The 13,888-nt window shown below is 47.0% G+C and carries 11 protein-coding genes; 1 reads left to right on the top strand and 10 read right to left on the bottom strand.

Translation table 11 applies throughout. The annotated features are described in order from the left end of the window. Positions 1-10 precede the first annotated feature (10 nt). The 7 genes from H6A32_RS00490 to gpr form a co-directional block, all read right to left on the bottom strand. Positions 11-2,668 (bottom strand): extracellular solute-binding protein, encoded by a 2,658-nt coding sequence (locus H6A32_RS00490; RefSeq protein ID WP_204863501.1) that lies wholly within the window; start codon positions 2,666-2,668, stop codon positions 11-13. A gap of 3 nt (positions 2,669-2,671) precedes the next feature. Further along, positions 2,672-3,442, bottom strand: coding sequence for an ABC transporter ATP-binding protein (locus tag H6A32_RS00485; protein ID WP_087167340.1), 771 nt, complete (start codon positions 3,440-3,442; stop codon positions 2,672-2,674). A 243-nt stretch (positions 3,443-3,685) separates the two neighbouring features. Next, positions 3,686-4,282, bottom strand: a complete 597-nt coding sequence (locus H6A32_RS00480; protein WP_204863554.1) for a YitT family protein — start codon at positions 4,280-4,282, stop codon at positions 3,686-3,688. Positions 4,283-4,421: 139 nt separating this feature from the next. Beyond that, entirely contained in the window at positions 4,422-6,671 is a 2,250-nt protein-coding gene (locus H6A32_RS00475) for a DNA gyrase/topoisomerase IV subunit A (protein ID WP_087167341.1), read from the bottom strand. Between the two features lie 39 nt (positions 6,672-6,710). Then, the gene (locus H6A32_RS00470; protein ID WP_087167516.1) at positions 6,711-8,633 is read right to left on the bottom strand and encodes a DNA gyrase/topoisomerase IV subunit B; all 1,923 of its coding nucleotides are present in this window, start codon (positions 8,631-8,633) and stop codon (positions 6,711-6,713) included. Between the two features lie 101 nt (positions 8,634-8,734). Beyond that, a complete protein-coding gene (gene spoIIP, locus H6A32_RS00465; protein WP_243424819.1) occupies positions 8,735-9,919 on the bottom strand; it encodes a stage II sporulation protein P in 1,185 nt (394 codons plus the stop codon). Between the two features lie 48 nt (positions 9,920-9,967). After that, complete coding sequence (gene gpr / locus H6A32_RS00460; protein ID WP_204863500.1) at positions 9,968-10,999, bottom strand: GPR endopeptidase; 1,032 nt, start codon at positions 10,997-10,999, stop codon at positions 9,968-9,970. A gap of 175 nt (positions 11,000-11,174) precedes the next feature. Between gpr and rpsT the strand changes: the two genes are divergently transcribed. Beyond that, complete coding sequence (gene rpsT, locus H6A32_RS00455) at positions 11,175-11,438, top strand: 30S ribosomal protein S20 (RefSeq protein ID WP_087167343.1); 264 nt, start codon at positions 11,175-11,177, stop codon at positions 11,436-11,438. A gap of 93 nt (positions 11,439-11,531) precedes the next feature. On the opposite strand, the gene H6A32_RS00450 is transcribed toward rpsT, so the two are convergent. The 3 genes from H6A32_RS00450 to ilvN all read right to left on the bottom strand — a co-directional run bounded on the left by H6A32_RS00450 (position 11,532) and on the right by ilvN (position 13,799). Beyond that, entirely contained in the window at positions 11,532-12,050 is a 519-nt protein-coding gene (locus H6A32_RS00450) for a hypothetical protein (RefSeq protein ID WP_087167344.1), read from the bottom strand. Between the two features lie 130 nt (positions 12,051-12,180). After that, positions 12,181-13,197: a ketol-acid reductoisomerase gene (gene ilvC, locus H6A32_RS00445; RefSeq protein WP_087167345.1), complete on the bottom strand. Its 1,017-nt coding sequence runs from the start codon at positions 13,195-13,197 to the stop codon at positions 12,181-12,183. 62 nt (positions 13,198-13,259) lie between these two features. Next, on the bottom strand, positions 13,260-13,799 hold the full coding sequence (gene ilvN / locus H6A32_RS00440) for an acetolactate synthase small subunit (protein ID WP_087167346.1): 540 nt from the start codon (positions 13,797-13,799) through the stop codon (positions 13,260-13,262). Positions 13,800-13,888 lie beyond the last annotated feature (89 nt).

Below are 13,888 nucleotides of genomic sequence, written 5' to 3'. Positions count from 1 at the left end.
TGATCATGTCTTATTTTGCTGCTTCTGAGATTTCCTGATGTTTTTCCAGTAAGTCTACTGTCAGTTTTTCCGGGAATACCTTTGGATAAGCAGATTTGTTGTCGGAATCTGTCTCTCCTTCATATACAGCAAGCGGGTATGTTTTCTGAAGTTCTTCTCTTCCTTTTTCAATGATGCACTGCGCCATCTCCATTGCCTTGTCTGCTTTGTCTCCGTTGTCTTTGTCGAGAACAGCTACAGACTCTGTCAGAGAGAAGTTTCCTTCCGTCGGGTCGACATAGTCAATCGGAAGTCCTTCTTCTTTATCTGCTACCGCCTGATGTCTCAGACCAAATCCGACTGCCACTTCTCCGGCACGTACTTTTTTAAGCGGTGCGGAACCGGAATCTTCGATGTTGTCGCCTGCATTTGCGTAAATATCCGACAGAATATTCTGTGCTTCCTCCTCACCGTATTCGCTTACAAGTGCCTGAATCAGAAGCCATGCCGTAGAAGAGCTCTTAATATCTGTCACGGAAATCATGTCCTTGTACTGCGGATCTGCCAGATCCTTGATGCAGGTCGGTGTGTCCAGATTGTTTTCCTTTAAGAGTTCTGTATTGACAATGATCGCGCCTTCCTGTTTTGTAATCGGTGCGTAGAAATCAGAACTGTCATTTTCACTGAGTGTTGTATAGTCAAATGTCAGATCTTTAAACATGCTGTTCTGCTCCTGAGCACTGTCCAGGTAGAAAGAACTCATTGTCACCATGTCTGCTTCCAGATTCTTTCCTTCCGCGATCAGCTTTCCTCCCAGTTCGGATGTTCCGAATGTCTGGAATACATATCCGCCTTCATATCCATTATCATCCAGTGTTTTTTTCATGGCATCTACCGCCTCTTCATCAGCGTTGGAATAGATAATGATCTGATCCTCTGAAGATCCTGAAGCCGCATCTGATCCGGAACATCCGCCAAGCATTACGGAGCCGGCCATCAGACATGCCATAAACATTGCTGTCACACTTTTCATCTTCATAATTTTTTTCTCCTTTTTCACTTTAAATTCAGATTTTTTTCTATCTGAAAGGAGGACTAATACTCCCTTTATGCAAAGATTGGTCAAAAGGATCAGGATGGACAGTACGAAAATCTCATTGAATTTCATGAAATACTGTAATTCCTTGATCTTTGTCGTAATGACCATGGTTCTCGCTCCCGCGATGAAAATCACCGCGCTGACGGTTACCATTGCGTTCACAAAATAGTATCCGAACACTTCCAGAAGTGTAGATGACATATTCGGTGTGATAATTCTTATGAGGGTTTTCCCCCAGGAGTCGCCAAGCAGTTTCGCTGTCGCCTCCCAGGATGTGTTCAGCTTCAGAAGCGCGTTCTTGATCATCAGGTACGGTGTAGAAAAATAATGGATCATGTTACAGATGATGATCAGTAAAAAAGTGTTCTGAAGCGATGTTCCTGAGAACACAAGCATATATGCAATACCGATAACCATTCCGGGAATGGTGTTGGTGATCAGGGCTGTGCTTTCTACCACCTGCTTTGCGGATCCTCTCAGGCTGCTCCGCGCGGAAGCAAGCGCACATCCGTAAGCAAGCAGGGTTCCGAAAATCGCCGTCATAAATGCTACAAACAATGAGTTTTTATATACTGCCGTCAATGTATTGTCGTTGAATACATCGCGGAAGTGATCCAGTGTAAACACTGCCTGATAAGGCCATTCCTGAATAAACGGCATGATGAAGATCACAGCAAAGACTGCAAATACACAGATCAGGATCACAGCCGATCCGACCGAGCAGAGGATGTCTCTTGTCTTGTTTTTCTTTAATTCGATTGCGGAGATCTTCGTATACCGGATGTTGTATCGTTCCAGGAATTTCAGAAGCAGGATGCTGACAATCGAAGGAATCAGCATGATCACGGCTACTACCGCTCCGTTGTTGAAATTCGGGATACTTCCAAGCATCTCATTGTAAAGTACGGTTGCAACAACTTCGTACTCTCCTCCCACGGATTCCGGAATACCGTAATCGGTAAAGCAGAGGAAAAAGCACTGTACAAAGGATGTTGCAAAGGTTCCAAGCAGCGGACGGATGATCGTCTGCTGGAATGTTTTCAGCGGGGAGTCTCCCATGATTCTGGAGACAACCGTAAATTTCTTGTCGATATATTCCATCGTATTGGACAGAAGCATAAAGGATACCGGAAGGGTGTAGATCACATATCCGATCACAAGTCCGTTAAATCCGTAGATATCAAACAGCTGTCTTCCAAAGAGCCTTGTCAGAAGTCCCTGTTTTCCGAAAGAATAGATAATGGCAAATCCGTATGTAATAGTCGGCAGAAGCATTGGAAGCTGTGCTGCCAGACGGATAAATTTCTTATATTTTCCAGGTGCATTTGTATAATGTACGGTGTACGCAAGTAAAAACGCAAGGAGTGTTGCCACCACCGCGCTGACGATGGAAACTTCCAGGCTGTGCCGTACAGCCAGGCCGAATCCTCTCTGTGTCAGCATTTCACTGTAGTGTGCCAGGGAAAGTCCTGACTCACCTGCAAGAGACTGTTGAAACAGTACGATAACCGGGACAAACAGAAAGATCAAAAACAGAAGAAGCGCAATCCCGTAAATTCCTTTGATTTCTTTTTCTTTTATCTTCTTCATCTTTTACACCACCTGAAATCTCTTTGCTTCTGATTCACTGAACAGCATCATGATGTTGTTTCTCTTGATTTCGAGCTGTCTTAAAATGAAGTTCTTTACGAAATCTTCTTCCGGTGTATTGATAATATCTTCCGGTCTTCCGTACTGGGCGATCGTTCCCTGATTCATGATGACAACCTTGTCGGAAAGGGTGAGTGCTTCCTCCGGATCATGTGTGACTATAATGGTTGTCAGATGATATTCTCTTGCAATCTCCTTGATCTTGTCTTTGATGGATTCTTTGATCACGCCATCCAAAGCACTCAACGGCTCGTCAAGAAGCAGGATCTTCGGCTTCATTACCATGGTTCTCGCAAGAGCCACTCTCTGTTTTTGTCCGCCGGAAAGCTGTTCGATCTTCTTATCCAGATGGTCCTTCAGTCCCAGAAGATTGATCAGTCCATTGACTTCCTCCACCGTTACAATGTTTTTGTTATTGCGAAGGCCGTATGTAACATTCTGTTTCACATTCAGATTCGGGAAGAGCGCATAATCCTGGAATACAATATTGAATCCTCTCTCTTCCATTGGTACATTTAAAATATCTTCACCCTGAAAAATCAGTTCACCGGCATCTGCCTGTGTCAGTCCGAGGATGATATTTAAAAGTGTTGTTTTCCCGCATCCGGACGGTCCGAGAATCGATACAATCTCGCCATCCTCGATCTGCAGATTGATGTTTTTTAAAACATTCACTCCGTCAAATGATTTTTTGATATGCTTTAATTCCAGCATGTACAAATGCCCCTTTCTTTTATCCAGATTTTCTACATTTCATCGTTTTTTTCATCCTATAGCACTATAACTCTTTACGTTTTTTTGTTCCATCCAGCTTACGCAAAGCTTTTGTAAAAATCGTGTTACTTTCTTGCGGGGAATTGTAAAGCAGAATTAACATAAAAAAGAACAGATCCGGAATTGTAAAGCAGAATGGCCGGTGCAGGAAAATCCTGCACCGGCCATTTTATTGGAGTGGTTTTATTCGCCCGCCGTCTCAGGTTCGGGCTGTCTTCTAAAATTCTGTACAAAGTCAATTAAAAGTGATGAAAGCATCACTGTCACCACGGAAAACGCAATCCGGATGACCGGAATATAAGAAAGGGAAAGTCCCAGTACTACCAGATCCGTAAAAAGATAGGCTCTGGAAAGCCTCCACCCGGTTCCTCTGGAAATGGAAAGGGCAAGTGCATCGTCTCCGCCGCTTGATCCGCCCTGACGTACAATCAGGCCGACACCGATTCCTACAAAAACACCTCCCAGAAGTGCCGCCGCAAGCGGATAATCCGACAGATCCGGCAGCATGTAGGGAAACTGTTCCCACAGATCATAAAACAGAGACACAAATAAGGTGGAAATCATGGAAATCCTGATAAACTTTCCTCCAAGAAACCGGAATGCCAGAAGGTAGCAGCTCAGATCAAGGATCGGGGTTACAAGTCCTTTTGGAATATGAAACCATTTGTTTGCAAACAGTGTCATGCCAATGACACCTCCTTCAGTAATCCCGGTCTGTGAATGAATATTGTGGATACCGAAGGTACAGATTGCCGCTCCCACGGCAATCCATAACAACATCGGCACCGTAATTCCCTCAACCAGTCTTTGTACTGTTCATCTCATCTTATTCTTCAACATCATAAAACCTCCTTTATGTTTATCTTAAACTCTGGTACTATCCCAGAGTCAAGACATTTTCACAAAAAGGAGGTCTTTTTTATGCTCTCTGCTTTACGCCCGACGTATCACGCTTTCCTGTTTTCAGACGGTTCAGCGAAATTTCTTTTTCCTTATATACTGCTTTGGTCTCAGTTCCTTCTGCAAAAACATAGGCGCTTTCCACAGCGTCCTTCTTCTGAAGCCTGATTCCCCGAATTCCGAGGGCTCCCTTTTTCTTCTCGGATACATCTTCCGCCGGGAATTTGAGGAAGTAGCCGTTTTCTGTCTGAAGTACGGCAAAATCCTGCCCGTTCATCGGAAGCACAGCTCGTACTTCATCACCTTCCTGAAGCTTGGTCGCCGCGGTTGTCCGCTTGGAAACAAGGAATTCCGATCCTGCCACCCGTTTGACAAGTCCGTCCTTTGTAGCAAACAGAAGGAATTCTCCTTCCAGATCCGCTTCATTCATCAAGGCAACGATATGTTCCCCTGTGCTGTCATAATTACTGATATTGTCCACCGGCAGTCCCTTGTCCCGGAATTTGCCATGCGGGATATCCAGTACCTTGATCTGGTGCATCCGTCCTTCAGCAGTAAACAGACAGAGCTTTCCGGTATTCATGCAGCGGATGATATAGCGGCTTTCTGCGTCCGCCGCCTCCTGGTTCCGCTCGTAAACAGACGGATCCACCGTCCTTGCATATCCGAAACGGTCCACCAGACAGATCACTTCCTGCTCCTCGATCTTTTTCTCCTCGTAAACTGCTTCCTCTGCATTTTCAAGGAGGGTGCGGCGCTTCACCGCATATTCTTTCTTCAGCTTATTCAGATCGTCAATGATGACAGCCGACATTTCATCGTAGTCATTTAAGATCTTCTCATAACGCTCGATCTTACGGATTGTTTCTTCATGCTCTTTCTGAAGCGCTTCGATCTCCAGACCGATCAGCCGGTAGAGACGCATCTCCAGAATGGCCGTTGCCTGCCGCTCTGTAAAGGAAAGAAGCTTTGCCATCTTCTCTGAAGTTTTGCTTTTAAATGTAATCTCATCGGTGATTCCGTACATCAAACAGGCCCTGGCGTCCTTGACCGAACGGCTTCCCCGCAGGATCTCGATAATCAGGTCAATCACATCACAGGCCTTGATGAGACCTTCCTGTACCTCACGTTTTTCCTGCTCTTTTGCAAGCAGTGTCCGGTATTTCCTTGTAGTAATCTCGAACTGAAAATCCACATGATATTCAATGATCTTTTTCAGCCCCATCGTCTCCGGCTTTCCGTCCGCCACCGCCAGCATGTTGACGCCGAACGTATCCTCCAGTTTCGTCTTCTTGTAAAGCATGTTCGTCAGATTTTCCACATCGGCATCCTTTTTCAGGTCAATGACGATACGGATTCCCTCTTTGGAGGACTGGTTGGAAATATCCACAATGTCCGATGTCTTCTTCGTCTCCACAAGGGCGCAGACATCATTTAAAAATTTACCGATTCCGCTTCCGATCATGGTGTATGGAATCTCCGTGATGACAAGACGCTTTTTCCCGCCTTTTAAGTCTTCAATCTCCACTTTTCCACGCAGCTTGATCTTCCCGCTTCCGGTCTCGTAGATCTGCAGCAGGTCGTCCTGATTGACCACGATGCCGCCCGTCGGGAAATCCGGGCCTTTCAGATATTTCATCAGCTGCCTGGTGCTGATGGCATTGTTCTTCATGTATGCTTTTACCGCGTCGATGACTTCCCCCAGATTGTGGGTCGGGATGCTTGTCGCCATACCGACTGCGATTCCTTCCGCTCCATTGACAAGAAGATTCGGGAAACGGACCGGAAGAACTTCCGGCTCTTTTTCCGTCTCGTCAAAGTTCGGAACGAAGTTGACAATGTCCTTGTCCAGATCCGCAAGAAACGCTTCCTGGGTCACCTTCGCAAGTCTTGCCTCGGTGTAACGCATGGCCGCAGCCCCGTCCCCTTCGATGGAACCGAAGTTTCCGTGGCCGTCCACCATCACCATGCCCTTTTTGAAATCCTGTGCCATCACGACAAGAGCCTCATAAATGGAACTGTCGCCGTGAGGATGGTATTTACCCATCGTGTCCCCGACAATACGCGCACACTTCCGGTACGGTCTGTCATACCGGATTCCCAGTTCGTACATATCATAAAGGGTACGTCTCTGGACCGGCTTCAGACCGTCCCTGACGTCCGGCAAGGCACGGGAAACGATGACGCTCATCGCATAATCAATATATGATTTTTTCATGACATCCGAATATTCGGTCCGGATGATCTGTTCACTTTCATTCTGACTCATGTATCTTCCTCATTTCTAATGGTAACTGTCCGTTTCCTGCTAAATATCCAGCTCTGCCTCTCTGGCATTCTCGTAGATAAATGTCCGTCTCGGCGGTACTTCGGTACCCATCAGCATCTCTGTCACGCTGGAAGCCATCCGGGCGTCTTCGATCTCCACCTGTTTTAAAATCCGGGTCTTCGGGTCCAGTGTCGTCTCCCAGAGCTGCTGGGCATCCATCTCTCCCAGACCTTTGTATCTCTGGAGCGTAAACGGCCCTTTGTGCTTCTTCCGGTATTCTTCCAGAGCCCGGTCATCGTAGAGGTATTCCTCCTTGCCGCTTTTTGGCATGGCCTTATAAAGAGGCGGCATGGCAATGTAGACATGTCCCTCAAAAATAAGCTCCGGCATAAAGCGGTAAAACAACGTCAGAAGCAGGGTGGAAATATGCGCTCCGTCCACGTCCGCATCGGCCATGATAATGATCTTATCGTACCGCAGCCTGCTGATATCAAAATCGTTTCCGTATCCTTCGGAAAATCCGCAGCCAAAGGCGTTGATCATCGTCTTGATCTCCGCGTTTGCCAGCACTTTATCGATACTTGCCTTCTCTACATTTAAAATCTTTCCGCGGATCGGAAGGATCGCCTGGTACATCCGGTCTCTCGCCGTCTTGGCAGAACCGCCTGCGGAATCTCCCTCCACGATAAAGATCTCACATTTTTTCGGATCCCTGCATTCGCAGTTTGCGAGTTTTCCGTTGCTGTCAAAAGAATACTTCTGCTTTGTCAGCAGGTTTGTCTTTGCCTTTTCCTCCGTTTTCCGGATCTTTGCCGCCTTCTCCGCGCAGGACAGCACTTTCTTTAAGACATCCAGATTCCGGTCAAAGTAACGCACGATTTCATCGTTTGTCACCTTGCTTGTGGCCTTGGCTGCATCCTGGTTGTCCAGTTTCGTCTTTGTCTGCCCCTCAAATCTAGGATCCGGGTGCTTGACAGAGACAATCGCCGTCATCCCGTTCCGGATGTCCGCGCCGGTAAAGTTGGCATCCTTGTCCTTCAGAATTCCAAGCTCCCTTGCGTACTGGTTCATCACTGTCGTAAAGGTGGACTTAAAGCCTGTCAGATGAGTTCCTCCTTCTGCATTATAGATATTGTTGCAGAATCCAAGAATGTTCTCATGAAACTCATTGACATACTGAAAAACCGCCTCCACCTCGATGCCCTCGGCCTCCCCTTTGAAGTAGACCGGGTCGTGAACCGGCTCGCTCTTGGAATTCAGATCCTTGATAAACCCGATCAGTCCGTCCGGCTCATGGTAGGTAATCTGCTCTTCCGGCTCTTTTCTCTTATCTGTAAAATGAATCGTCAGTTCCGGATTCAGATATGCAGTCTCGTGAAGCCTGCTCTTGATCTCCTCCTCCCGGAATCTTGTCTTTTCAAAAATCTCGCCGTCCGGAAGAAAATTAATGGTCGTCCCTGTCTTTTTCGTCTTTCCGATCACCGGAAGGAGCCCGTTTTCCAGTTCCACCACCGGAATTCCCCGCTCATATCGGTCATGATGAATGGCCCCGTCACGGCTGATCTTCACATCCATATATTCGGAAAGGGCATTGACTACGGAAGAGCCCACACCGTGGAGCCCGCCGCTTGTCTTGTAGACAGAATCGTCAAACTTTCCCCCTGCGTGCAGTGTTGTATAGACAATACGCGCCGCCGATACGCCTTTTTGATGCATTCCAACCGGCACGCCGCGCCCGTCATCGGAGACTGTCGCGGAGCCGTCTTTTTCCAGCGTCACTTCTATATTCATGCAAAATCCGGCCAGATGTTCATCCACGGAATTGTCCACGATCTCGTATACCAGATGATTCAGCCCCTTTGTACCTACACTTCCGATATACATGCCGGGACGCTTCCGGACTGCCTCCAGACCTTCCAGTACCGCGATACTGTCCGCATCGTATGTCGTATGTTTCGCCATCGTATTCTTCCTTTCTTCCTTCTGATTATTCGTATCTTTCAAAAAATCCATTACTTTCAACAGTTTACCACAATCGAACATACGATTCAAGAAATTAAATTTTACCCGTTTAGCACACGGTTTAAGGACTCTGCCAGCGGCTCCATGGCATTTTTCATCTCCTGCACCGTGTTCGTCTGGGCTCCCGCTTCCACGAGAAGCATCTTCGGGACAAGCTGCATGTTATAGCGGTATCCTTTCAGATAGATATTTCTCGTAAATCCCGGATAATGCTCATCGGCATCCAGCTTCATCTGAAGGGAGAACGCCAGGTTATCCTGAATATACGGATTGTTGAAATACTGGATATCTCCGTTTGCCCTCGTCCGGCACAGGCCGTTGAAGAACATGATTTTCGCCGTCTGCTTTCCATTCACTTCCGTCACCAGGTGGGTCGTTTCGGCAACTCCGTCTCTATGTAGGTCAATGACCACCTCGATGGATGGATTTTCAGCCAGAATCTTTTCCGCCGCGGCTCCGGAGAGCTCATAGGCTTCGCTTCGGTCCAGTTTCCCATTGATGATATCGTAGACACCCCGGTCGTGGATCGTCGGAATATGGTAAGTATTGTCTAGAAGATCCGTCAGGTAATCTCCGATTCCCACGATGGAAGTGGAATCATCCCCCGGAACCGAATCTACAAACGTTTCCTGCGAGTGCGTGTGATAGATCAGAATTTTCGGCCCGTTGTCCTTATTCTCAAATTTCATGTTTTTCGCAAGCAGCGTTTCCGCATTCAACTCTTCCGGGCTGGTCATCGTCGTACTGTCAATCGTATAAAAATGACTGGTCAGATACTCATAGTCCTTCAGCTTCTCCCGGTCGATGGTCCCCTGAATCTGCGTTTCATGAGGTTTTTCCGTCGTGGTATCCTGATTCTGTTCAATCAGCTTTCCATTTTCATCTACCACGTTCTCATCTTCCGCCTCCTTTTTCAAAAGCATCTCATACGTTTCCGAGTCCTCGATTTCCGTCTCGCTTACTTCATTCGCTTTTACATAGTTTCCGAGGGGCGTCATCTGCATCGCCTGCCTGGCCACCCACTCACCGACCGTTCCTTCCGGCTGATCGTTCACCCGGACAAGGGCAGGGAAATACATTGCCTCCGCCCCTTTTTGAATAGTCCTCCCGATTTCTGCCCGGATAAACTCTGCCGAACTTTCATAACCTCCCATAATAATATATCCGCCAAGCACACTCACCACACCTCCGATCAGGAGATGCCTAAGGTGTATGTTTCCACTCAAATGCCTCACTCTACTTTCTTACCATATCAGGATTTTCATGTCTTAACACTATATGCCTTTTTCTTCGTGATTATGTGCCTGTCCTGTCATTTCGCCGCGCTCCTCATTCCTGGAGAATAACAGATTCAGGCCCTCCGATATGGTGAAGCTGATCCGCTTTACCGTATCATCGATGTCTTTTGGCGTGACAAACATACCGTTGAGATGAGGGGAAATCAGCTGTCTGACCAATTCATATTTCTCGGCCGCATGATACCCCTGCAGCACCACACCGACTCCCTTGAGCGCCTCGGAATGTTCCATCTCTTTCATCAGGTTTTCCATCGCATCATTTACGATGGTAGCAGCGTCCACAACCGTTGGTACACCGATGGCAATCACCGGGATACCGATACTGTCTTCGGTAATGGCATTGCGGTGGTTTCCGACGCCGGAGCCCGGACTGATCCCCGTATCCGCAATCTGGATTGTCCGGTTCAGACGTTTGGAATTTCTGGCCGCCAGCGCATCCACCACAAGGATTACATCCGGCTTCGTCTCTGCCACAACGCCACGGACGATCTCTGCGGTTTCCATGCCGGTCTGTGCCATTACCCCCGGGACAAGAGCGCTTACCAGGGTCACTTCATCCTCGCCCATCGCGTACTTTCCATATTCCCGGACAATGTGCCTCGTAATATTCAGATTGTCCGCCACATACGGTCCCAGAGCGTCCGGCGTCACCTCCCGGTTCCCCAGTCCCACCATCAGGATCGAAATGTCCTCATCCTTGCTTCTTTTTTTCCATTTTCCCTTCAGAAGTTTCTCCACACACTCCGCAATCTTCACAGAGACTTCCCTGTGATACCCCTCATCCGGTACGGCAAGATTCGGTGCCTCAATTGTAATATATGTTCCAACAGGCTTTCCCATCGTTTTTGCTCCGTTCTCTGTCTTGATCTTTACCGTCGTAGTCCTGATTTCCCTTTCCTCGTCATACTCCTCTTCCAGAACGACGCCCTGAACCTCCACATTTTCTTCTTCAAATCGCTCTTTCTCCTCCAAAGCCAGATCGGTCCGGATACTATACTTCTCAACCATGATAAAACCTCGCTTTTTTTCATTTAAACACTAGTTTCTCAAAAAAAAGCCGAAATATGTATTGACAGAAATTATTTATTGACATAAAATAAATGAGTATGCTTCGTCAGATCGTTCCGTGTCCGGCTCTGACGATGAACAAGAAATGAATTTACCAGAGTTGGAGGTGTAGGTCATGGCTAACATTAAATCCGCAAAGAAAAGAATTTTAGTTGCTGAGACAAGAACTGCAAGAAATAAGGCGATCAAATCTAAAGTGAAAACTTGCGTGAAGAAAGTTGAGACAGCTGTTGCTAACAAAGACGCTGCTGCTGCAAAAGAAGCACTCAGCGTAGCAATCTCTGAGATCAACAAGGCTGGAAGCAAAGGTGTTTACCACAAAAACACTTGCGCAAGAAAAGTTTCCCGCCTTACAAAAGCTGTAAACTCTATCGCTTAATTTATAGAAACAAAAAGCAAAAGACATCCTGAAACCGTCAGAGGATGTCTTTTTTATTTGTTGTTTCTCTTTGCTCAAAGGTATCTCTGTTTTTTATTCTGCCGGAACATCTCTGATCACATTGCAGTCTCGGATCAGGATGCCAAGCGTCACTGCCAGCAGCACGCCTCCTGCCAGTAACACAAGACTTAACATCCAGGCATACGAAGCCTGATCTCCCACAAAGCTTCTGAATCCACAAACTGCTGTATAAATCAGGAACAACATCTGCCATACAGCAAAGCGTTTTGATTTCTGCTCCTGCTCCGGATCATCCCTGGCAGCGGCACAGACTGCCAATGTTGCCATAACGAGATAAAACAGCTGGGCCAGGAGCCCCGCCCATCTCCAGGGTCCTGTCTCATAGGTGCCTGTAAACCGAACCATTGCCGTTCCAATTCCTGCAATCCAGGCATACCGGAACCTCTGATCTCCCGTCTGTCGGTAGAGCTCTTCCAATCCCCGTATAAGGCACACAAGTCCCACCAGAGTTCCAATTTCGATTTCATAAATCCGGATACTGACCAGAAGCAGAAGAGTCCCTGCCATGATCTCATACTTCCACTTTTTCATCTATTTCACTCCCTCTTCCTTCATTGTATCATATAGTCTTTATCATGTGAAACAGCAAAAAGAAAGCCGATACCGGGAAACATGTGTCCCAATATCGACTCTCCATATAGCATTATTCGTGCATCAAAAATTAGTTGTTGATCAGTTTGTCGTCTTCAGCCCAGCTGTAGAGTTTTCTTAATTCTGCTCCAACTACTTCTGACTCATGCTGAGCGCCTTTTGCTCTCATAGCGTGGAAGTGCGGTGCACCGATCTTGTTTTCTAACAGCCAGTCTTTTGCGAATGTTCCGTCCTGGATGTCTGAGAGGATCTTCTTCATTGCTTTCTTTGTATCTTCTGTGATGATCTTTGGTCCTGTGATGTAATCACCGTATTCTGCTGTATTGGAGATAGAGTATCTCATTCCTGCGAAACCGCTCTGATAGATCAGGTCAACGATCAGTTTCATCTCATGGATACATTCAAAGTATGCATTTTCTGCCGGATATCCTGCTTCAACAAGAGTTTCAAATCCAGCCTGCATCAGTGCAGATACACCGCCGCAGAGAACTGCCTGCTCACCGAAAAGGTCTGTCTCTGTCTCAATCTGGAATGTACTTGTCAGAAGACCTGCTCTTGCACATCCGATTGCTGCACCATAGGCAAGTGCCAGATCCAGTGCTCTTCCGGATGCATCCTGCTCTACACATACGAGAGCCGGAACGCCCTGTCCGTCTACATATGTACTTCTTACTGTGTGGCCCGGTGCTTTTGGAGCGATCATGGTTACGTCCACGCCTGCCGGTGGTTTGATCTGTCCAAAGTGGATTGCGAATCCATGTGCGAACATCAGCATCTTACCTTCTGTCAGATTTGGCTCGATGTCTTTTTTGTACATGTCGGCCTGTAACTCGTCGTTGATCAGGATCATGATAATATCAGCCCATTTTGCAGCCTCCTGGTTTGTCATGACTTTGAGTCCCTGTGCCTCTGCCTTTGCTTTGGACTTGCTTCCTTCGTAAAGTCCGACTACAACATCACATCCGGATTCTTTTAAGTTCAGGGCATGTGCATGTCCCTGGCTTCCATATCCGATGATGGCAATCTTTTTTCCCTCCAGCAATGCTAAATTACAGTCTTCCTGATAATAGATTTTTGGTTTGTTCATTGTTACTCTACCTCCTGATTTTCTGATATAATCGTCAAAGGGATCATCCCTTCAGCTGCTGATTAGTCCAGACCGTTTTCCTCGGCCCTTTTTCTCAGAATCTCCTCTGCATCCGCAATATCTTTATTTCCTCTGGAAAGTCCGGTGATTCCGGTCCGCGCAAGTTCTAGAATCTCGTAGCCGTCAAGCAGATTCAAAAACGCGTCCAGTTTAGACTGTGCTCCGGTAAGCTCTATAATCAGAGATTCTTTCTCCACATCGATGATCTTCGCACGGAACACATCCGCGATCGCGATAATACCCGGCCGAAGCGTCGCATCTGCCTTGATCTTTACAAGAATAAGCTCTCTGTAAACCGCTTCCTCATCATTGAGAAGCTTAATCTCCAGTACATCTTCCAGCTTCCGAACCTGCTTTTCGATCTGAGAGAGAATCCTCTCATCCCCGCTTGCCACAACCGTGATCCTTGTAAAACGCGGATCCGCTGTCACACCTGCCGTAATGCTGTCAATACTGAACCCTCTTCTGCTGAAAAGTCCTGCAATACGGCTCAGCACTCCCGGTGTATTATCCACCAATAAAGAATAAACCTGCTTTCTCATACAACCTACCTCTACTTTCTTTTCTAAAAACAGAGTGCGTTCTGTTTTTTTATTGTAACAATGAATCATCCTTTTGTCAAGTAAAGCAT

This window comes from Drancourtella massiliensis, from assembly GCF_016900655.1.
Lineage (GTDB): Bacteria > Bacillota > Clostridia > Lachnospirales > Lachnospiraceae > Sellimonas > Sellimonas catena.
This window is presented reverse-complemented; position numbering and strand designations above follow the sequence as displayed.